Consider the following 21,305-nt stretch of genomic DNA (forward strand, 5'->3'; position numbering starts at 1 on the left):
GTCGTTGGAGACTTTATTATGTTAATTGAAAACTTTATTCATTTGTTTTTAGAGTCCGCGCCCTGGTTGTTATTGGGGCTTGTTTTGGCAGGCCTGTTAAAAGTATTTGTACCGATGGAATGGATGCAAAAGCAATTAGGTGGTCATGGGTTTAAAACTGTACTAAAAGCCGCGGTATTAGGTGCGCCGTTACCGTTATGTTCTTGTGGTGTTATTCCTGCGGCGGTAGGGTTACGCAGATCTGGTGCATCAAAAGCGGCAACAACCTCCTTTTTAGTGTCAACCCCTGAAACGGGTGTAGATTCAGTGACCGTCTCTTATGTGTTACTGGGTCCCTTTATGGCGATCGTGCGCCCCATTGCGGCGATAACCAGCGCTGTTGTCGCAGGCTTATTAGTTGGACGAGATGACGAACATGACAAAGCAGAGGTTCAAGTAAGCCATCCGGCGGCAGATAAACTAGCGGTTGTAGCAGCAGAAAACACCAGCAGCTGTTGTGCCAGTCAGCCAGCTAAACCTAAAGCGATAACCACGATGAACTTTAAGCCTGTCGATACTACTCGCTCGTTGATTAAGCCTGCTTTGGTGGAAGGCAAGTCGCTGAACGCTGAATCGTTTAAGCCAGTAACAGATAAACCTGTGGTGAATGTGGCACAGGAAAAAGCGTGTTGTGGTTCTACTCCTGCCGAAAAAACACCAGAAAAATCGGGCTGTTGCAGTAAAACCGCAACGACTTCAGAACACATATTTTCACCGGTTAAAACTGATGCTGCAGTATCGGCAAAAGCCAGTTGCTGTAGCAGTCAATCGCCTAATCAAGCAAATGTCACGCTTAATGCGACTGATTCCTCTGAAAGTTGCTGTGCCTCAAGCGATGATATGGCCACAACGTTAAAGCAAAACTCAATTTTAAGCAGGGTTGGTTCTGGTTTGCACTATGCCGCTACTGATTTAGTCCGTGATACAACCCTATGGTTGTTGGTCGGTTTATTCTTTGCTGCTTTAGTGCAAACTTATGTGCCTGGTGACTTCTTAGCTAAATGGGGTGATGGCATTCTGGCGATGCTAGTGATGGTGTTAGTGTCTGTGCCTATGTATATCTGCGCTACTGCCTCCACGCCAATTGCAGCCGGATTATTGCTTGCTGGTGTGTCTCCAGGGGCTGTGTTGGTGTTTATGATGGCAGGTCCTGCAACTAATATTGCCACTTTAGGAGTGGTAAGCAAAGAGTTAGGAAGGCGTGCGCTAGTGGGCTATTTGGGAGGCGTGCTTGGGGTGGCGTTGATTTCAGGGATGTTGGTGAACTACCTCGTTGCTACCTTCGGATTTGAAGTTATCCCACAAATTGGCCCAGATCATGAACTTTTGCCTCAAAGCGTGGTTGCGATATCGGGAATTGTACTTGCTGTTCTTATGGCAAAAGTCCTGTGGGATAAACTGCCGAAAAAAAGCAAAGATGCCAGTTGTTGCTCATAGTTTGAATAGACAATGATAAAATTTTACGTTCGTCATATTAAAGGCCATTAAGGCCTTTTTTATTGCTTAAAAGTGTCAGATATTCCGATTAAATTGACAGTATTTTTATCAAGACGAACAATTTATAACAAAGGTCACCCACTTGTATCATCGTGTATATTTATGTTTTTTATAAGGTTGAATCTTTACTGATTTAGCTTTTGTTATATTAGTTTGTTAAAAACAAGACCTATATCTGATTTTTATCTTAAAACCATTATTTGAATTCGACTCACTAAACTTTATGTGACTTTGCTCTCGTTGCTGGCAACTAATGCTGTCTATTATCTATACGGGTTGTACCTAATAAGTAGTATTAATAATAATAATATTGGAGCGAATGATGAAAAATATAAATATGTGCAAAATAGCACTGCTTATAGCAACAGCAATTGGGGTTACTGCATGTGGTAGTGATGGTAATGATGGTGCACCAGGAGAGCCTGGCGAACCCGGACAACCAGGTCCAGGACCAACACCTCCTGTTGTGGAAACGTCTACAGTGACCAATGTAGAAATGATTAACCACATGGTTGAAGAAGGTAAACTGACCATTGAATTTGCGATTACTAACGAAGATGGCGTAGCCATTGCTGGATTAAAAGATGCCTCTGTTTACCTTGCTGCTATGACTGAACAAGGTATTCAGCGCAGCCGTGATGGAAGTGTGGGTGGCAATGCCACAGCTGGCGGTGATAAGCCAACAGAAGGCGTTTCTTTGGAAATGTTAGATAATGGCAATTATCAATTTGTTGCGCCTATGGCAGCAGTACAAGCTGATACCCAAGGTTTGATCCGTTTACAAGTTGGTGGGGGTGACATTGCTAAATCACCTTATATCATCATCGATAAACCTGAGATGACTCACACCACAACCACAGAAACCTGTTATTCATGTCATGTTGATTATGCCACTTCAGATATTCGCCACAGTGGATATGTTGCATTAAATACCGAAGGTGAAGTCGACTTCGTTGGTGGCTGTATGGTGTGTCATAACAATGTGCCGCGCGATATCGCTGAAGATGGTTCATCGTTAAATACTGGTGGTTATGCTAAAAATACCATGCAGAAGTTGGGTCACATCAATCACCAGAAATTTGAAAAAGATTTTACTCCTGTAAATTGTTATACCTGTCACGCCGAGCCTGTGATGAATACCAATCTTGCCGGTAATGGCTGTGCTGACTGTCATAGTGTTGAAGGCGCTAAGTTTGAACGTGTAATGAGTGCAACCAGTACTAATTTTGATGCACGAGATTTCCATGCGAAGAAAAGTGGTTTAGCGAATTTAAAAGCAATGCGCAACGGTTACTCTGCAGAAACATCGGTTCCGTTTAAAGATGAAAACGGTGTTTGGTGTACCACAATGGCGTTATTTAAGCTTGATGGAGAGACCAAAACACCTGTGCATATTGGTGATAACTATAGCCATGATTTAACCAGTCATCATCCAGATACTCCGATTGTGTATGCCGGTGCTTATTTGCATGGTTACTTCAATAACTCACTCGTTGGCCGTTTTGCTGGCCATGGCAGTGATGAAGTTAAAACCGATAATGCCGATGGTACGCGGACGCATTGTTTCCCATCGCCATCAGCAGGTTTTGATGCTGCGGATATTATGGCTTCAGCACGAATTTCGCTAAGCTATGATGGTTGGACAGATAATGACGGTAAAGAGTCGTTATCATTTACTGCATACTCAGATGCAATCAACCAAAGTAGCAGTGAAGAAGTGCCATATGAGCGTCGTCTTGCGGTAACCAACGATAGTTGTACAACCTGTCATAACAGCGAAACTAATTACCATAAAAATGGTGCTTATAACGATGGTGGTGTCGACTGTGTAGCCTGTCATAACAATGGTCAGGACAGAAGTGCTAAAAACTCTGCACCAGGCTTTGGCCCTATGGTACACAGTATGCACTGGGGGATTGGTAATGCACTTTCAGGTGCTAAAAAAGATGAGGATGGTAATAACATTGCTAACTCAGCTGATAGTTTAAATGCGGACAATTGTGTATCGTGTCATGCTGAAGGTGTTGATTTAAATGCAATTCCTAATCAATACATTCGAGCCAAAGCATTTAACAATGGCGATCAAACTAAAATGGCCAGCCCAATTACGGCGAACTGTTTTGCTTGTCATAACGATGCACAAGCCTTAAACCATATGGAACAAAATGGTGGCGAGATTAGTGCAGAGAAAGGTAGTGGCAACGATGGCACTTGGTTTACTCAACCAACGGGTGAATCGTGTGCAACTTGTCATGCTGAAGGTAAATCATTCGGTATCGAGAAGTTCCATAACTTCGAACGTTAATTACCGCGATTGAGCTATCTTTGGCGCCCCTTTAGGCAGACTAAGATATACAATCTACATAAAATGGGAGCCTAATCAGCTCCCATTTTTTATGTTTAATTTTCAATTGGGATTAGCTTAGTCAGTCTAATTAAGCAGGTTTTATAAGGTCACTTTTACTTTATTGATCTTATTTAAGATCTCAATGCAGTGACTTGGGGCATCATCGCAGATTATCAAGATATTAACGACCTGCCAGAATGAAAGTGATGACCCAGTTATAAAGTGCGGCAGGCAGAAACAAAAATACCGAGCTAGGCTCGGTATTTCTTATCAATATCGTTTGCAATGAAATTTATTTCGCTTTAGAGACGATATTTGATTGTGGTGCCTTTTTAGCTTGTTTAGCTGCACGTTTTTCTTTTAACGACAGTTGTGGCTGTTTTTTGGCTTCTTTAGAATTATTACGTTCTTTACTCATGTTGCACTCCCAAAAATGTAAGGGTTTACGGTTACGAAATAATTTAAACAGAAAGAGGGTTTTCGTTTTACCCAGTTCGTAAAAGCAGCGTAGCACTAATTTAATAAATTTGAGCTAGGGTAAAGATAGAATATTTTAGTCTAGGGTTAGCTTAATATGTGCTATCACATTGGCATAGAAAAACAGACGTTATGCCGATAGACAGTGACGTGAGAAGAAGTGCTACAATGCGCTTGAATTAATAGGATAAAAGGAGTCAGTAGTGATTTGGCGTACATTGAAGTTTGACCAACTAACACGTGATGAACTCTATGAAATACTCAAACTACGGGTGGATGTGTTTGTAGTAGAGCAAAATTGTCCTTACCCGGAACTTGATGAAAAAGATCGTCATCCACAAGCGATGCACATGCTGGCCCAGGATCGAGATGGTCATCTTGTCGCTTATTGTCGAGTATTGCCTCCAGGGGTAAGTTATCCTCAAGCCAGTATTGGTCGGGTGGTTGTGGCATCAAGTCACCGTGGACAAGGCTTAGCAGAGCCACTAATGCAACAAGCATTAAAAAAAGCTTTGGCCAACTGGCCTCAAGCGGGCGTACAAATTGGCGCTCAAGAACATCTGCAAAAATTTTATCAACGTCTTGGCTTTATCAATCATTCCAAGGTGTATTTAGAAGATGGGATCCCCCATATCGATATGATGTATCAATGTTAAGGAAGTAGTAATGTCGAATTATGTTATCAATAATACCCAGTTAGTTTGTGTGGCGCAATTTGTTGCCAAAGCAGGTAAGCGTGATGCATTAGTGGCTGCACTGGTCAGTTTAATTGCAGATACTCGTCAAGAGCCAGGCTGTATTCGATATGAGCTGAATGTCAGTGCTGATGACGATAATAAAGTTGCGTTTGTTGAAAAGTTTGTTGATCGCGCTGCATTTGATAAACATTGCGCTAAAGAGGCTATTCAAGATTATTTTCATAACGTGATGCCAGAACTGGTTGAATCGCACCATGTGGAAGTGTTTAATCAGGTAATGGCTTAACATTTTTAACGTTCAGATAAAAAGAGTGCAATTGCACTCTTTTTTATCATTATTTAATCAGCAGGGCAGTGTCGCAGTTTTATTTGATGTTGTAAATTTAGCGTGCCATCAGTATCGATAACGGCAATTTCATTATCTTGAGATATAACCGCTAAAGGACCCTCAGGGGTGTTACGTATAAAGAGCAATCGATAGCCATAATTGTGTAGTTTGTATAATGTGATTTTTTGCTCTGCTGAGGCGTTGTCCCAGTGTTCGATATTGGAAAGGCAGTGCTTGCGCTGTTCTTGGAATTGATAGGAAGCGACATCCATGTTGATATACCTATTGAGTGTTAATGTTTGAAATCCATTTCAGCATTTAATCTAACACACCATTTCAATTTATCTTATTGTTTTTTATGTGCACTGTGAGAAATACCAACATTCTCACTAATAGATGAGTCGAGCCTTTATATTCGTACTTTTAGAGTATTGGCAATGACTCAGTGCGGCTGGCGCAAAGATATTTTAGGCCGTAAATCAACCTCACCATCATGGTAAATTATGGCAATATCATCTTGTTGGCAAATAACAGCCATAGGACCTTTTACGCTATGTCTAACAAACAGTAAGCGGTAACCGAAACGATGCAAATCATATAAGGCTAACTTTTGTTCAGCTGTAGCCAGCTCCCAATGATCACAATTGGATATGGCCTTGCCGCGACGCTCACTGATATCTAGTGCTGTTTGATTCATCTTAATACCTCTAATTTCACATAAAGATAATGTTGAGTCTTTATTGAACAGTCCATCATGTGAATGGAATGTTTTTGCGGTTAATATAACAACTAACTGAAGCAAAGGTAGTACTTTTTATGATACGGCAGTCATTTACACTGCCAACTTAGTGATAATATTGTAATTTGACTCGTTAGAGAAGGATGTGATCTTGTTAAAATATATTGAACCTGTTTTTAGACCTCCATCTGAGTGGAAGTCGTTGATATTGCAGGTTACCAATGGATGCAGTTGGAATAATTGTAGTTTTTGCGATATGTATACCCAACCGCAAAAACAATTTCGCGCCCAAAAAGTCGACAATATTGAACAAGATATTCTTGTTGCTGCGGCATCCGGTTACCCCATTAGTCGGGTATTTCTTGCCGATGGCGATGCAATGAGTTTGCCCTTTAAGCGATTAAAAGCGATTTGTGAGTTAATCAATACCCATTTACCCTCAGTGACTCGGATCAGTAGCTATTGTTTGCCACGCAACTTAAAAAACAAAACTGTTGAGCAGTTAGCTGAGCTTCGTCAAATGGGGTTATCTTTATTGTATATCGGCTGTGAAAGTGGTGATGATGAAGTGCTTACTCGAATTCAAAAAGGTGAAAGCTACCAGTCCTCGCTTGCAGCGTTAACAAAAATTAAGCAAGCAGGTATAAAGTCATCTGTGATGATTTTAATGGGCTTAGGTGGAACTAAACTCTCTACACAACATGCTATAGCATCAGCCAAATTAATGAACGAGGCTCAGCCGGAGTATTTGTCGACCCTGGTAGTGACATTGCCACTAGGAACTGCGCGAATGGATGCGGGATTTGATGGGAAGTTTGAGCTACCTAATCAGCAAGGATTATTAGTTGAAATGCAAACTCTACTGAGCCACCTTGAACTGGATAAAACCATATTTAGATCCGATCATGCCTCTAACTATCTGGTGTTAAAAGGCGTCTTAGGCAAAGATAAACCCCAATTATTGGCTCAGGTTACTCAGGCATTACAAGGTATGGTGCCATTAAGGCAAGAGTGGCAACGAGGCCTATAACATGGAAATACGCATTGATGATTTATTCGGCCCAGAAATAGCCGCGCTACTGAATGAGCATTTAGAGGATATGTACGCAACCTCACCGCCAGAGTCGGTCCATGCGCTTGACCTGTCAAAATTGCGTCAGCCCGAGATCACTTTTTGGACGGTTTGGGATAATGACCAATTAGCGGGTTGTGGTGCAATTAAACAATTATCTCAAACCCATGCCGAGATAAAGTCGATGCGAGTGGCTAATACCCATAGACGAAAAGGAGTTGCTGCCAAGTTATTGCAACATATGCTGGCGTTTGCAAAGGCTAACGGTTATCAAAAATTAAGTTTAGAAACTGGCACAATGGATTTCTTTGCGCCGGCAAGGCAACTTTATAGCCGTTTTGGTTTTCAGGAAGGCGACAAATTTGCCGACTACAGGATAGACCCAAACAGCATGTTTATGCACAAAATATTGTGACTCTGATATTGCTATTCAACATGTTGTTTCAGAGTCACTTTTGGGTTATCGAATTGACAAATATAAGCCATCGTCATTTTTGATTATTCAACCACTTCATCTTCAAAAATATCTTCAATACTGAGCCCGAATAATCGTGCAGCTTTAAATGCTAAAGGTAAGCTGGGGTCAAACTTGCCTTTTTCTATCGCATTAATGGTTTGTCGAGACACATTTAATAAATCAGCTAATTGTGCCTGGGTTAAGTCGCGCTCGGCCCTTAATACCTTTAAGCGATTTTTCATTGATACTTCCTGTTGCCTAAAATAATGCCAATCATGTAAGTCAGTCCCATAACGATAATAAGATGAGATATCTCGGCATCACTGCTGATCAGTCCGGTGGTATCCAGGGTTGAATAGCTAATACCGACAATTAATCCAATGCCTAAGCTTAATCCCATGGCGTTGAGTTGTATTTTTTGCTGCAATTCATCTAAGTCGATGAGATGTTGTTTATTGACCATGATCATCACGATCCCGATGATAAAGTTTACCCCAATGGCTATTGCTGTGATTAACTCATCTTGTTGCCAGATAAATTTATCGCCAAAGGTAGCGAGTGCTAATGAGATAACCCAAGCAGCAGTCCATTTGGCTAAGCGCTTAGTGTTGAGATTATTACGTTGCTTCCAATCTGTGTTTATTGATTCTGGTGATGTCATTTTACACTCCTTTTTAAGTTAGCTTGTCTTTATGTCAAGTAAGCTTTACTTAAAGATGTGCTAACAATGAAACAGTGTCAAGTTTTAATGACTTTTTGTCGTGTATGTAAGTCTTTTTTGAAGCGATAAAAAGGGCCGCTTTAAGCGGCCCTCAGAAAGGGCTTAATGCTGAATTTGAATTTCTCTTACGGGGCAAGGAATATGAATATTGGCCTGTTTTAAAGCTAAAATAACAAACTGATTAATTTCATATTTAGCTTGAAAATAGTGTGCTGTCGGCACCCAATAGCGAATACCCACTTCTATGCCTATGCTATTGAAACCATTAATACCCACTAATGACTTTTGTTCTTGGTTGACCTTATCTGACAGCATAATTGCTTGCTCAATAATGGCAATAACAGCGGCAGGATCGGCCTGATAGTCAATATTAAGAGAGGTTTCTACTAGTTTATATTCAAATGAGTTATGTAAAATCTCACCTATGATGTGTTTATTCGGAATGCTAATTTGTTCGCCTTCTTCATTTGTCAGTATGGTTAACCCTAGCTTTATTTGCGCAACCACACCACTGACGCCTTTCACTTCAATAGTATTGCCAACGATAAAAGGGCGGGTCACTATAATGGTGACTCCAGCAGCATAGTTTGACAGCATCCCTTGCAATGCCAGCCCCGCCCCAAGTGAAGCCGCGCCAATAGCGGCGACCATAGGGGTGACACTGATCCCAAGTTTCCCTAAGCAGATCACGGCTACCATGATGATGATAATGATACGCACCAAGTTTGAGGTGAAATTGCTTAAGGTGATATCAACGTTATGTTTTTCAAATTGATTGGCGACAAAACTGGCCGCTTTACTCGCAACCCATAGCCCTAATAAAAATATTAGTAAGGCACCGATGAGCTGAAAACTGTATTGCACTAAAAATTCGGTAATCAGATTGTAGGCACTTTGAAGCTGGGCGAGTTCTTGGTCTAAACTTGGCTGGTCCATCTGCTATCCCTTCTTTAAAAAATATACGGTAAGGCATAAAGCACTTTTGTGAATCTTATCATAACAAGTTGATCCATTTTATAAAAAGTCATCTTTAGGCCGCACATTTCAGATAGGTTTCATATTATGTTGATAGTTTGCTGAAAACACTATTTGGAGAAACCAATGCAATACTTAATCTTAATCATCAGCCTGATATTTACCTCTGTAGCAGTTGCTGAAACCCCAACAATCAAAGTGGGCGATGTACTGGCACCAATCAGCTTACAAGACCAGTTTGAAAAACCATTAAATGTGACTCCAGAAACGAAAGTTTTACTCTTTAGTCGAGATATGGATGGCGGCGAGATCATTCAGGCGGCATTAGCTGATACACCTGATGATCAACGTCCAACAAATTTAGTTTATGTGGCTGATATCAGTGGTATGCCCTCGTTAATTGCGAGATTTATAGCCGTGCCTAAAATGCAAGATTATCCCTTTACATTAGGACTGGATAGAGAAGGGGAAATTACCGCAGCTTTTCCTGCAGAAAAAGGCCAAGCGACAATCATTAAATTAAACGAATTAAGTATTCAATCAATTGAGTTTGCTCAAGATGCCAACACCCTTAAATCACAGTGGTAGTCAGCCTTTTTAAAAACTTAATTTGGTTAATTATTTGTGGTTTGGCCGATTTTTGTTTGAATAGATGGCTCAACTGCTGACTTTAATTATGTCTGTTGTGGTGCAAATAACCCCATAGGCAGTATGAAATAAATGCTTGTGTTTATGGGAATAAAAAATTACCAAAATCGCATAAAAATTCGTTGCGTTGACGCTTGAAATAGCGTTTACTGCGCGTGTTTTTTTGATGTTATTAAAAACCCCCATTTATGTTTGCCCAACTATGAGGAGGCACTGGCCTAATGAGCCAATTTCAATCTATTGATGTAGCTGATTATTATGACAAAGACACTTTCGCACGTATAAAAGAATTTGCGAAAGACAAACCAACACCGTTTGTAGTCATTGATACTCAAATCATTGCGAAACAATACGATGACATGGTAAGAAGTTTTCCATTTGCGAACGTCTATTACGCAGTGAAAGCCAATCCAGCAAAAGAAGTATTAACTTTGTTGCGCGATAAAGGTTCAAACTTTGACATTGCATCTATTTATGAATTAGATATGGTGACTTCAATTGGCGTCAGTCCTGACAGAATAAGCTACGGTAACACCATTAAAAAGCGTGTCGATGTGCGTTCGTTCTATGCGCAAGGCGTGCGTATGTTCGCATCAGATTCTGAAGCCGATTTACGTATGATTGCTGAAGAAGCGCCAGGTGCAAAGGTCTATGTACGTATTCTTACTGAAGGTACACATACGGCTGATTGGCCTTTGTCGCGTAAGTTTGGTTGTCAAAACGAGATGGCATACGATTTACTAGTATTAGCCAAAGAGTTAGGTTTACAACCGCATGGTATTTCTTTCCATGTTGGTTCTCAGCAACGTGATATCGGCGCATGGGACTCAGCAATTGGTAAAGTAAGAAGCATTTTTGACCGTCTACGTGACGAGCACGGTATAGTGCTAAAAATGATTAATTTAGGTGGAGGTTTTCCAGCTAATTACCTAGACAAAACCAATGAGCTTGCAACCTATGCACAGCAAATTAAGCATTTTTTGCATGAAGATTTTGGTGACGATTTGCCAGAAATTATTTTAGAGCCAGGTCGCTCGTTGTTATCAAATGCGGGTGTATTAGTGTCTGAAGTGGTGTTGATTTCTCGTAAATCACATACCGCACTTGAGCGTTGGGTGTTCACCGATGTGGGTAAATTCTCTGGTTTGATTGAAACCATGGACGAGGCGATTAAGTTCCCTATCTATACCGACCGTACGGGCGAATTAGATAAATGTGTTATCGCAGGGCCAACCTGTGACAGTGCTGATATTATGTATGAGCATTACAGCTATGGTTTACCGGTTGATTTAGCTATCGGTGACCGTATGTACTGGTTAACTGCGGGTGCATATACTACTACCTATTCGGCAGTATGCTTTAACGGTTTCCCGCCGCTTAAAGATTATTACCTATAACACTCAGTTATTGATAAACAATAAAGGACGCCTAGGCGTCCTTTAATTTTTCTATCGGTTGGCGTTAAAAAATGTTTAAGCCATTTCATGTTTTTTGAGTATTTCAAAAATCTCTTCTTTGAGATGTAACTTCTTCGCTTTCAGCACTTTAACTTCCGGTGTTGTGTCACTGCTGCTGTGGGTCTCTAATTGTTTAATTTCTTCATCTAACTGATTATGCTCATCAAATTTACGGGTGAAATGTGCATCAGTGGTTTTTAGTTTAGTGATTAAGTCGCGGTACTCTGGGAACATTCTTAACTCCTTGTAGGGTGATTTATTTTACTGCTTAGCTTAAACCTACGCCTAATTAGGTAAAAAAAAATTGATGTAAATCAAATTATCAACGCTTTAGATTAATTCTTGCTAAAATATGATCCTTGTTGGTTAACTGCGCTGTTTTTTGATTTGTAATCATTCAGTAACAATTAATTTAGATGATGAATAATAATGTGATCTAGTTAACCTTTTCCTAATGCATACTGAGGTATTGTTTAGGAAACACAGCGTTTTATTTTAGAAATAATATAGGGGTTCAGCATGTCTGACGTATTCCACTTAGGTTTGACCAAAAAAATGCTAGATGGCGCAACTTTGGCGATTGTGCCGGGTGATCCAGAGCGTGTGAAGCGTATTGCCGAATTAATGGATGGAGCCACTTTTCTTGCCAGTCACCGCGAATATACTAGCTATTTAGCTTACATAGATGGCAAGCCTGTGGTTGTTTGTTCAACGGGTATTGGTGGTCCTTCAACGTCTATCGCAGTTGAAGAATTAGCACAATTAGGCGTAACGACATTCTTGCGTGTCGGTACAACGGGAGCAATACAACCGCATGTGAATGTGGGGGATGTGATTGTGACCCAAGCATCAGTACGTTTAGATGGTGCCAGCTTGCATTTTGCACCACTTGAGTTCCCTGCTGCTGCAAACTTTGACTGTACTACGGCTATGGTCGCGGCATGTCGTGATGCGGGTCTTGAGCCACATGTGGGTATTACTGCATCTTCTGATACTTTCTATCCAGGACAAGAGCGTTATGACACGGTATCAGGCCGTATCACGCAACGTTTTGTTGGGTCGATGAAAGAGTGGCAGTCAATGGGTGTGCTGAACTATGAAATGGAATCAGCCACTTTATTTACTATGTGTGCGACTCAAGGTTGGCGTGCAGCCTGCGTTGCGGGTGTGATTGTAAACCGCACTCAGCAAGAGATCCCAGATGAAGCAAGCATGAAGAAAACTGAAGGTGTTGCGGTATCTATCGTTGTCGCAGCAGCTAAAAAGCTGCTTGCATAATTTGTGCGATAAACCTTTTATAAAAAGGCACCTTACGGTGCCTTTTTAATGCTGTCGCTGTGATTAAAAGTGATATTTTGCAATCACTGAAAAGGTATTTTGATCAATACCGTCCACGCCATACTTGTTTTTCCAGTAGTCGTACTCAATACCCACCAGCAGTTTGTCTTTTTTGTGTTCTGAGAACAAAATCGCGCCTAAGTCATATTTTATTTGTGGATTGATATGAATGTTTTCTTGGTAGCCATTTTCATCCGCTACAAATATCCAATCGATGAAACCATCAAACACAATATTTGAATTGCCAACGGGAAAGTCCATTCTAAATGTTGGCGTTAGTTGCCAACCGTCACTATTATTGCCATCACTGATGGCATTCCGACGGTAAGTGTTTAATTGAAAATAACTAAAATAAGGGAGAGTAAAGTCGACTCCAATACCATAAAGAAAACTATTTACAGGCCCGCGCCCCTCTTCAAATGAAAAGGCTAATGACACATCAGAAATCGGCCCAAATTTGATTTTATTATCGGTTATTTTTCCTAGGCTAAAACGTGGGGAAATTTCACCATAAGTGGAGTGTTCTTGACCATTGGAGTCATTGAAGTAAATAAAGTCTTGGAAGGCAAACCAGTCACCGTATTTCCATGCTCCAGCAGTTTCAAATGTGATAGTTGTTTGTTCTTCCGATGGGGCTAGATCATAATTATTACCGTACAAAGCCGTTGCACTAAAATCCCACCATTGTATTAAATCATCCGCCGTAGCCGGTTGTGTGGCCAATAAGGCTAAAGCAAGCCATTTTTTTTTCATGAGAGTCCCTTTAGTGTTTTCAAATTAAACATTCATTACAGCGCTGAGTATAATTGTGATGATTAAACAGTCCCTTGTAGCTGAATGGTACATTAACGAGTAATCTATCTGCTATTAATGCATGCATTTGCCTTATTTTTTCTATCAATTCCCCTTAGTCGATGCTATTTCAGTAGCCTGATATGTTGATGTCTGCATAATAATGTTTATCTTAGGTTAGTGTAGGTTAATTAACATCTTTTTATGACATTCGGCTAACATTTTTTCAACACATCTCGACATAATATGTCGCAATACGGCAATAGAGTTGTTATAGTCATTTAATGCATTCGATAATAATAAGGAGCAAATATGTCTGTTAGTGATCCCATTTCAATTTGGCTAATAGTCGGAATTGTGTTGATGTTATCGGAAATTATCATACCCGGTGGTATTGTGATTTTACTTGGAACATCATGCTTATTGGTTGCTGCAGCATTAGCTTTGGGAATTGTTGAAGGCATTAGCCAAAGTTTGACCCTGTGGTTTATCTCCTCAATGGTGTTGCTGTTGAGTTTTCGCCATGTCACGCAACGACTTGTCGGTGGTGATTCGCGTGTTGACAATACCGATGAAGAGTTAGATTTGTATAATCAGCACGCCATAGTGAAGGAAACTATCGGGCCTGGTCAGCAAACCGGACGGATTAGTTGTTTAGGTTCAGATTGGACCGCATTAGGGGATGGCAGCGAAATTAAATCGGGGACTAAAGTAAGAATTATATGTCGGGATAACATTGCATTAGTGGTTGAGCCTTTGTTGGAATAACAGGCTACAAAGCTTAGGTCACCTTAATGTTTAATCAAAAGGAATAGAGCATGTTCATGTTTACCATAATATTTTTGTTCATCATTTTTATTTTATATAAATTAATGTTGATAGTGCCTATGCGCGAAGTGCATGTTATTGAGCGTTTAGGTAAGTTTCGTACCGTGTTGCAACCAGGTTTTCATTTTTTAGTGCCGTTTGTAGATCGTGTTGCGTATCGCCACGATACCCGTGAAGAAGTGCTCGATGTTCCGCCACAAAGTTGTATTTCGAAAGATAACACTCAGTTAGAAGTGGATGGCTTGGTGTACTTAAAAGTGATGGATGGCAAGCTTGCTAGTTACGGCATTGAAAATTATCGTAAAGCCGCTGTCAATTTAGCGCAAACCACCATGCGTTCGGAAATTGGTAAATTGACCTTATCGCAAACATTTTCTGAGCGTGACAGTTTGAATGAATCGATTGTACGTGAAATTGATAAAGCATCAGATCCATGGGGAATTAAGGTGCTGCGTTATGAGATTAAAAACATTACCCCATCGCACCATGTTATCCATACGCTTGAAAAACAAATGGAAGCCGAGCGTCGTAAACGAGCTGAAATTACCTTAGCTAATGCTGAAAAAGCGGCAATGATTAATATGTCGCAAGGGGAGCGTCAAGAGGCGATCAATTTATCTGAAGGACAAAAGCAAAAGCGCATTAATGAAGCAATTGGCACGGGACAAGAAATCTCGATTATTGCTAATGCCAAAGCAGAAGGTATGGCAATGATCTGTAAAGCGCTTACCGTTAATGGCGGTAATGACGCGATGAACATGTTACTTAAAGAGCAATTTATTGGTCAGGTAGGCAAGATTTTAGCCGAGTCAGAAGTGTCTGTTGTACCAGCAGAAATGGCAAAACTGGAAGGTTTTTTTGAAGGCATGGAACAAGTGACACACGCGGTTTCGGGCGCTCAATCAACTCATGCAAAAGGAGCTCGCTAATGATCATTAATGGCATTGATACAGATATTGCAGTCATGGCTATTTGGGGCATTATTTTTGCCATCTTTGTGATGAAGTTATTTCAATCTATTCGTTTAGTGCCGACAAAGTCAGCCTACATAGTTGAACGATTAGGCAAATATCACAGCACATTAGATGCCGGTTTTCATGCTTTGGTGCCCTTTGTCGATAAAGTGGCTTACATTCACGACTTAAAAGAAGAAACCATCGATGTGCCCCCGCAAGAGTGTTTTTCTAGCGATGAAGTCAATGTCGAAGTGGATGGGGTGATTTATATTTCGGTTACAGACCCTGTTAAAGCCAGTTATGGTATTACTGATTATCGTTATGCGGCCATCCAACTCGCGCAAACGACCACTCGCTCGGTGATTGGTACCTTAGATTTAGATCGCACATTTGAAGAACGCGATTTAATTTCAGCTAAAGTTGTTGAAGTATTAGATGAGGCTGGAGCCATTTGGGGCATTCGAGTTCATCGTTATGAAATTAAAAATATTACCCCGCCAGAAACCGTTAAAAATGCCATGGAAATGCAGGTTAACGCTGAGCGTGAGCGCCGTGCATTACTGGCTAAAAGTGAAGGTGATAAACAAAGTAAAATTAATCGCTCTGAAGGTGTAATGGCTGAAACCATTAACCGCTCAGAAGGTGAAATGCAGCGCCGCATTAACGAGGCTGAAGGTAAAGCCCAAGAGATTTTAACGTTAGCGAAGGCTACATCGGAGTCGATTGAGCGGTTAGCCTCGGTTATTTCATCTGAAGGTGGTCAAAGCGCCTTGCGGATGCAGTTAGGTGAGCAGTACATGAAGCAACTTGATGGGTTAAGTAAGCCGGGCAGCCGCATTGTATTACCGGGTAACCTGGTTAATTTTGAATACTGGATGGACAGTATTGGTTTAAAAGACGATAAAAAGTAATTCAGATACGTTGAAAAATGGGTCAGTAAATACTGGCCCATTTTGCTTTTATTGTTTGTTGTGCAACAATTTATGTACTTCTTACTTGTCAAGATAGAGGTTAAATGCGGCCAAAAATTTTGCATTGTGTTGATGATAATAGCATGGGTGGGGTTAACTTTGCGTTGCAAGCCTTGTGTGAATCGTCATTAGCTGACGACTATGATTTTGAGGTACGCTATGTCGATTTGACTCGCTTCTGCCAAATATCTACCTCTGCAGATATTATTTGTTTTCATGGTGCCTCTAGCTGGCGCAAACTTATCGGGTTAGTGTGCTTAAAACTGCAATATCCGAGTACACCTTTTATATTGCAAGAGCATCATTATAGTCAGCACTTTGTGGCGTCACAAATCCCCTCCGTCAAGCGCTTTTATCGTATGTTAAAACTGACATATGCCTTAATGGATTATGTTATAGCCATTTCTCCGTCGCAACAACAATGGATGATTTCCAACAATCTTGTGGCAAAAAGTTCGCTAGAGTTTGTGGGGCAAGGGCGTGATTTAAGTCAGTTTTCCAGTAAAAATAATCAAGCTGTTAGCGCAAATCATCGGATGCCTATTCTTGCCGCTTATGGGCGATTTCATCCGCAAAAAGGTTTTGATTTATTACTGCAGGCTATGGCGAATATTGCCACAAGCCAGTGCCAGCTGAAACTTGCAGGTGAAGGGCCACAACTGAAGGTATTAACTCAGTTAGCCGAGTCTTTGCCCCATGTCGAATTAGTCGGACGGGTAGATGATGTTGCCGATTTTCTCATGTCCTGTGATGCTGTGATTATTCCTTCTCGATGGGAACCCTTTGGACTTGTGTTTATTGAAGCGTTAGCTATGCAAAAGTGGATAATATCAACTGAGGTTGATGGTTTGGGTGACCAATTGGCTGAGATAACATCTTTTTGTCCTAAGGCTTATACAACCTCTATCAAGGGGGCTTCAGTCGTATCAATTACTCAAGCGATAGAAGCATTTATTAGTGATTGGCAAGCGGCTAAGGCATCCTCGATGGATGATTTAGGGCAAAACATGTCAGTGGATCAACAAGCAAAGCGTGAATCATCTTCAGCGGTAGTATGCTCGTCAGGCACATCATGTTCAGATGAACAGGCGTTATGGTCTATGGCGCAATGGGAGCAGGTTCAAACTCGATGGCGGAATTTGTTTACTAAAATACTGTCTTAGTATGACTACGCTATAAGTCATTTAATGGTGGCCGATACAGTTACGCTGAATTTCAGGCTTAATTTATTCATCCAACTGCATGTACAGGTTTTAAGACTGCTTCAACACCTTACAAATGTGCATATACGACGCGCTAACATGCAACGTAGCTCATAGAGGTTAAATTCACCTCGAAAGATCTACTCTTGCTAGATACAATACGAAAAATGAATCGAAATGAAATCCTATATATGAACCGTTTTTCTACCTTTCCAATTGCTAACCATGTATTGAAAAACCGCTTAGTTGTGGCACCTATGGCATCGCAAACGTCAACGCTTGATGGCAAGGTAACAGAAAAAACAGTGCGTCATTATGCCAACCTAGCGCAATCTCAAGCTGCATTGGTGATGGTTGAGTATAGCTTTGTGGCATTTTCTGGGCGCAGTGAGCCTAATCAGCTTGGTGTGCATGATGATGATTGTATTAATGGGATTAAGGATATTGCAAAGGTTATTCATCAGACTGGTGCCAAAGCAGGTCTGCAGTTAACCCATTGTGGTGGTAAAGCTCAACTTGATGTTTGCCCCGAGCTAATGGGGCCCTCTGGTATAACGGTTCCTGCTTATGATCGCATTTTACCGACTCCAAGAATAATGTCGTTGAACGATATTTCTTCATTTAAAAAGCAATTTGTTGATGCAGCCAGAAGGGTTGAATTGGCGGGCTTTGACTTTGTGGAGCTGCATTGCGCACATGGCTATGGTCTGAATCAGTTTTTATCCCCCCTGACTAACCAACGCGATGATCAATATGGTGGTTCTCAGCGAAATCGTGCAAGGTTAATCGTGGAAATCATTGAGCAAATTAAGCAACACACCCAGTTATCGATTATGGTTAGAGTACCGGGGCAAGACCTTTACCCAGAAGGGCTTACCCAGGCACAAATTGTTGAATCATGTCACTACTTTATTGATGCTGGCGTGGTGGTATTAGACGTGTCATCAGGTATTGGTGGCTGGAATCGCCCGAAAGAACGTCGCACAGAAGGCTTCTTAGTTGAAGAAGCTGCTTACTTAAAGCAAGCTCACTTGCAGGCCTGTATTATTGGTGTCGGCGGTATAGAAACCGCTGAATATATTGATATGGCAATCGCAAATCAGTGGTTAGATTTGGCTGCGGTTGGTCGTGCAATACTAAGGGGGCCGCAGGAATTTGCTCATAACGTTATGGGTGTAAAAAATGATGCACTTATATCATGATGTTTGGCATGACACCTTTATCTCTTGTCGCACAAGTAGGCTCAATTACTCGCGAGCCTACTTTCTGTATTTGATAGCATAATTTTTGCTAATTATTATGCTCTTTAAAGTCCATATTTTCCTCACAACATCTCCTACAAGTCACTGAATAACGGCTTACGCTGGCTTATTTCCTTAGCCTTAAATTGGCTATTTTTATACCTTTCTGATTGTATTGTCTAAATCTCTTTTTGCAATTTATTCGCATTTTGCAAAATGAAACAAATGATGTTAATTGTGATAATCATCTATTATTCAATAGCTTAAATGTTGGCATCTTATGTGCTTTACGTTAGTCACGTTCAGCGAAAGATGAGACCATCAATATGAAATTAGTAACATTGAGCCCGTTAACTCGTTATCCCTTCTCTGGTTTATTTACCTTAGGGGCTTTAACATTATCCTTATCGCAATCAGCACAGGCAAATGAACCTTTTGAAGCCTGTCCCCATGAAGCATTTATTATTCAAACTCCCGCCTCAAAACCAATTACCTATGGCGTTGATTTAGGAACCGGTAGCTATCTCACTTTGTCAGATAACATGGGCATTAATGGTGCCTTAAATGGTACGGGTTTTAGCTTCAATGATAATTACTTATATGGTTGGGATTATGAGCATCAAACCATAGGTAAAGTGGGTAATGATTATCAAATCATTCCATTGACCTTGTCAAAAGATGCAGCTTCAGCAACAGCGGGTAACTTTTTTGTTGGTGATGTCGCTCTCGCTGAAAATGCTTGGTATGGCTATCGTAAAAATACTGGGTTATTTCGAGTTGATTTAGATGATCAAAATTATCCAATGACGTTAATTCCTGGCAGTAAATCACTCGCCAGTTTTAATATTACTGATTTTGCTTTTCATCCAACTAATGGTTTTTTATACGCAGTTACTAATGGTAAAGAGGGCCGGTTAATAAAAATAGATCCATCCACAGGCGGCTTTGATGATTTGGGTTTGGTGATTAGCGGTAATTCAAATTTTACCTTTGGTGCGCAGTTTTTTGATCCACAGGGCAATTTATATTTAAGCAATAATGGCACAGGTAATGTGTACAAATTGAATGTAGAACAAAGTGAGCCTCAAGCTGAATTGTTTTCTTATGGCCCCTCGTCCACGTCTAATGATGGTGCGCGCTGTGCTTTAGCTGAAGTGCCCGTTGGTGATGCAGTAGATTTTGGTGACGCCCCAGCCAGTTATGGCACTGTAATGGCGAACAATGGTGCCCGCCATGGCATTGTTGAGTCATTAAGATTGGGTGAGTTGAATGATAATGAAGCCGATGGTTCACCCGCACCTTTATCTGATGATAGCAGTGATGGAGTTGATGATGAAGATGGTATCAGTATGCCCACGGGCTTTGAGATAGGTGAAGATGCTATTTTACTGGTCACTACTTCCGGCCAAGGTGGTTTTTTAAACGCGTGGATTGATTGGGCGCAAGATGGAAAATTTGATGAAGAAGATCGAATTATAAGTGCTAAAGCCATGTCCAGTGGTGTGCAAACATTGTTGATTAATGTACCTAACTGGGCAAAACCAGGTGAAACTTGGTCGAGATTTAGATTAAGTTCTGTTGCGGATATTTTACCGACAGGCGGAGTCAGTGACGGTGAAGTCGAAGACTATCCCATTACGGTGACAGAAACGGGTGTCACTATGACATATTATCCATCATCATCAGGGTTTACTACATTGGCCTATGAAGATTTGTATCCAGATCAGGGTGATTTTGATATGAACGATGTGGTGATGCAATTACGTATTACCCAATTTGTCAAAAATAACCAAGTTAGACGAATTGGATTTAACGCCCAGTTAGTCGCGATGGGAGCTTGGTACCATAATGGCTTTGCTATTCAGCTTCCAGGCGTTGAGCGCAATAATGTACAAGAGTCAGCTATTGATTGGACATTACAAGGTGTAAAACAAACCCAGTCACCGCTTGAAGTGGGTCAAACCAATGCGGTACTAAAGTTTACCGATGATCTTTGGCAGCATGCTACTCGCGGTAACGGTTGTGAATATTTCAGAACCGAACCGGGTTGCGGTACAAGTTATCGTGCTACATGGCAAATGACCGTACCTTTTGTGAATGCAATTGATGAAGAACAAATGCCGGAATTTCCATATGATCCGTTCATTTTTGCCACACCTAATACCGATCATGGCTTAGCCGCTAAAAACATTAATGGCGGGAAAGAGCCGGGTCGCGCATTAGAAATTCACCTTAAAAATCATGCACCAACTGATTTATTCAACCCCGCGTTCTTGGGGCAACGTGATGACGCCTCAAATCCATCAGCAGGTCAATATTTCCAAGATAAAAATGGTATGAGCTGGGCGATAGAAGTGCCTGACACTTGGCAGCATCCGGTTGAAAAACAGCGTCTAGATGGAAGCTATCAAGAGTTTGTTGATTTTGCCGCAGATGCCACAGGTACAACAAACCCCTATTGGTACCTTGCAGCCATCGAAGCATTGATTTTTGAAGATTAACTTTGTCCCATATCTGAAATG

General features: G+C 41.0%; 23 protein-coding genes. 15 read left to right on the forward strand and 8 right to left on the reverse strand.

The genetic code is table 11. The features are described from left to right. Positions 1 to 18: 18 nt before the first annotated feature. Together NE535_RS09525 and NE535_RS09530 are read left to right on the forward strand one after the other, a co-directional pair. Positions 19 to 1,476 carry an SO_0444 family Cu/Zn efflux transporter gene (locus NE535_RS09525; RefSeq protein ID WP_261298411.1) on the forward strand — a complete coding sequence of 486 codons (1,458 nt, stop codon included), beginning with the start codon at positions 19 to 21 and terminating at the stop codon, positions 1,474 to 1,476. Between the two features lie 379 nt (positions 1,477 to 1,855). After that, complete coding sequence (locus NE535_RS09530) at positions 1,856 to 3,841, forward strand: multiheme c-type cytochrome (RefSeq protein ID WP_342454510.1); 1,986 nt, start codon at positions 1,856 to 1,858, stop codon at positions 3,839 to 3,841. A gap of 334 nt (positions 3,842 to 4,175) precedes the next feature. Here the strand turns inward: NE535_RS09530 and NE535_RS09535 are convergent, their stop codons facing one another. Next, complete coding sequence (locus NE535_RS09535) at positions 4,176 to 4,301, reverse strand: hypothetical protein (protein ID WP_261298412.1); 126 nt, start codon at positions 4,299 to 4,301, stop codon at positions 4,176 to 4,178. 262 nt (positions 4,302 to 4,563) lie between these two features. Between NE535_RS09535 and NE535_RS09540 the strand changes: the two genes are divergently transcribed. Both NE535_RS09540 and NE535_RS09545 read left to right on the forward strand, forming a co-directional pair. Next, positions 4,564 to 5,016, forward strand: a complete 453-nt coding sequence (locus NE535_RS09540) for a GNAT family N-acetyltransferase (RefSeq protein WP_261298413.1) — start codon at positions 4,564 to 4,566, stop codon at positions 5,014 to 5,016. A gap of 10 nt (positions 5,017 to 5,026) precedes the next feature. Then, complete coding sequence (locus tag NE535_RS09545; RefSeq protein WP_261298414.1) at positions 5,027 to 5,344, forward strand: putative quinol monooxygenase; 318 nt, start codon at positions 5,027 to 5,029, stop codon at positions 5,342 to 5,344. 53 nt (positions 5,345 to 5,397) lie between these two features. Here the strand turns inward: NE535_RS09545 and NE535_RS09550 are convergent, their stop codons facing one another. Further along, positions 5,398 to 5,658 (reverse strand): hypothetical protein, encoded by a 261-nt coding sequence (locus NE535_RS09550; protein WP_261298415.1) that lies wholly within the window; start codon positions 5,656 to 5,658, stop codon positions 5,398 to 5,400. Between the two features lie 170 nt (positions 5,659 to 5,828). Beyond that, positions 5,829 to 6,083 carry a hypothetical protein gene (locus tag NE535_RS09555; RefSeq protein ID WP_261298416.1) on the reverse strand — a complete coding sequence of 85 codons (255 nt, stop codon included), beginning with the start codon at positions 6,081 to 6,083 and terminating at the stop codon, positions 5,829 to 5,831. A gap of 190 nt (positions 6,084 to 6,273) precedes the next feature. Here NE535_RS09555 and NE535_RS09560 point away from each other — a divergent pair, with 190 nt between their 5' ends. Together NE535_RS09560 and NE535_RS09565 are read left to right on the forward strand one after the other, a co-directional pair. Then, positions 6,274 to 7,155 (forward strand): radical SAM protein, encoded by an 882-nt coding sequence (locus tag NE535_RS09560; RefSeq protein WP_261298495.1) that lies wholly within the window; start codon positions 6,274 to 6,276, stop codon positions 7,153 to 7,155. Position 7,156: 1 nt separating this feature from the next. Then, positions 7,157 to 7,612 carry a GNAT family N-acetyltransferase gene (locus NE535_RS09565; protein ID WP_261298417.1) on the forward strand — a complete coding sequence of 152 codons (456 nt, stop codon included), beginning with the start codon at positions 7,157 to 7,159 and terminating at the stop codon, positions 7,610 to 7,612. Between the two features lie 83 nt (positions 7,613 to 7,695). On the opposite strand, the gene NE535_RS09570 is transcribed toward NE535_RS09565, so the two are convergent. The 3 genes from NE535_RS09570 to NE535_RS09580 all read right to left on the reverse strand — a co-directional run bounded on the left by NE535_RS09570 (position 7,696) and on the right by NE535_RS09580 (position 9,311). After that, a complete protein-coding gene (locus NE535_RS09570) occupies positions 7,696 to 7,896 on the reverse strand; it encodes a helix-turn-helix transcriptional regulator (RefSeq protein WP_261298418.1) in 201 nt (66 codons plus the stop codon). Then, positions 7,893 to 8,315, reverse strand: a complete 423-nt coding sequence (locus tag NE535_RS09575; RefSeq protein ID WP_261298419.1) for a hypothetical protein — start codon at positions 8,313 to 8,315, stop codon at positions 7,893 to 7,895. Before NE535_RS09575 ends, NE535_RS09570 begins: the two co-directional genes overlap by 4 nt. Before the next feature lie 162 nt (positions 8,316 to 8,477). Beyond that, complete coding sequence (locus NE535_RS09580; protein WP_261298420.1) at positions 8,478 to 9,311, reverse strand: mechanosensitive ion channel family protein; 834 nt, start codon at positions 9,309 to 9,311, stop codon at positions 8,478 to 8,480. A 165-nt stretch (positions 9,312 to 9,476) separates the two neighbouring features. Here NE535_RS09580 and NE535_RS09585 point away from each other — a divergent pair, with 165 nt between their 5' ends. After that, positions 9,477 to 9,938, forward strand: coding sequence for a hypothetical protein (locus NE535_RS09585; RefSeq protein WP_261298421.1), 462 nt, complete (start codon positions 9,477 to 9,479; stop codon positions 9,936 to 9,938). A 281-nt stretch (positions 9,939 to 10,219) separates the two neighbouring features. After that, the gene (locus tag NE535_RS09590) at positions 10,220 to 11,395 is read left to right on the forward strand and encodes a type III PLP-dependent enzyme (protein ID WP_261298422.1); all 1,176 of its coding nucleotides are present in this window, start codon (positions 10,220 to 10,222) and stop codon (positions 11,393 to 11,395) included. A 75-nt stretch (positions 11,396 to 11,470) separates the two neighbouring features. On the opposite strand, the gene NE535_RS09595 is transcribed toward NE535_RS09590, so the two are convergent. Next, positions 11,471 to 11,689 (reverse strand): HP1242/YdcH family protein, encoded by a 219-nt coding sequence (locus tag NE535_RS09595; RefSeq protein ID WP_188840113.1) that lies wholly within the window; start codon positions 11,687 to 11,689, stop codon positions 11,471 to 11,473. A gap of 285 nt (positions 11,690 to 11,974) precedes the next feature. Between NE535_RS09595 and udp the strand changes: the two genes are divergently transcribed. Then, on the forward strand, positions 11,975 to 12,733 hold the full coding sequence (gene udp, locus NE535_RS09600) for a uridine phosphorylase (protein ID WP_261298423.1): 759 nt from the start codon (positions 11,975 to 11,977) through the stop codon (positions 12,731 to 12,733). A gap of 63 nt (positions 12,734 to 12,796) precedes the next feature. Here the strand turns inward: udp and NE535_RS09605 are convergent, their stop codons facing one another. Further along, a complete protein-coding gene (locus NE535_RS09605; RefSeq protein WP_261298424.1) occupies positions 12,797 to 13,546 on the reverse strand; it encodes an outer membrane protein OmpK in 750 nt (249 codons plus the stop codon). Positions 13,547 to 13,897: 351 nt separating this feature from the next. Here NE535_RS09605 and NE535_RS09610 point away from each other — a divergent pair, with 351 nt between their 5' ends. From NE535_RS09610 to NE535_RS09635, 6 genes are all read left to right on the forward strand, one after another. Then, positions 13,898 to 14,353, forward strand: a complete 456-nt coding sequence (locus tag NE535_RS09610; RefSeq protein WP_261298425.1) for an NfeD family protein — start codon at positions 13,898 to 13,900, stop codon at positions 14,351 to 14,353. Between the two features lie 50 nt (positions 14,354 to 14,403). Next, positions 14,404 to 15,342, forward strand: coding sequence for an SPFH domain-containing protein (locus NE535_RS09615; protein ID WP_261298426.1), 939 nt, complete (start codon positions 14,404 to 14,406; stop codon positions 15,340 to 15,342). Next, positions 15,342 to 16,280 carry an SPFH domain-containing protein gene (locus tag NE535_RS09620; RefSeq protein WP_188840117.1) on the forward strand — a complete coding sequence of 313 codons (939 nt, stop codon included), beginning with the start codon at positions 15,342 to 15,344 and terminating at the stop codon, positions 16,278 to 16,280. The genes NE535_RS09615 and NE535_RS09620 overlap by 1 nt, the downstream gene beginning before the upstream one ends. Positions 16,281 to 16,384: 104 nt before the next feature. Next, positions 16,385 to 17,503 carry a glycosyltransferase gene (locus NE535_RS09625; RefSeq protein WP_261298427.1) on the forward strand — a complete coding sequence of 373 codons (1,119 nt, stop codon included), beginning with the start codon at positions 16,385 to 16,387 and terminating at the stop codon, positions 17,501 to 17,503. Positions 17,504 to 17,733: 230 nt separating this feature from the next. Further along, positions 17,734 to 18,744: an NADH:flavin oxidoreductase gene (locus NE535_RS09630; RefSeq protein ID WP_261298428.1), complete on the forward strand. Its 1,011-nt coding sequence runs from the start codon at positions 17,734 to 17,736 to the stop codon at positions 18,742 to 18,744. A gap of 365 nt (positions 18,745 to 19,109) precedes the next feature. Continuing rightward, on the forward strand, positions 19,110 to 21,284 hold the full coding sequence (locus tag NE535_RS09635) for an LruC domain-containing protein (RefSeq protein ID WP_261298429.1): 2,175 nt from the start codon (positions 19,110 to 19,112) through the stop codon (positions 21,282 to 21,284). The last annotated feature ends 21 nt before the right edge of the window (positions 21,285 to 21,305 follow it).

The organism is Shewanella holmiensis (assembly GCF_025370255.1).
In the GTDB taxonomy this organism is placed as follows: domain Bacteria; phylum Pseudomonadota; class Gammaproteobacteria; order Enterobacterales; family Shewanellaceae; genus Shewanella; species Shewanella holmiensis.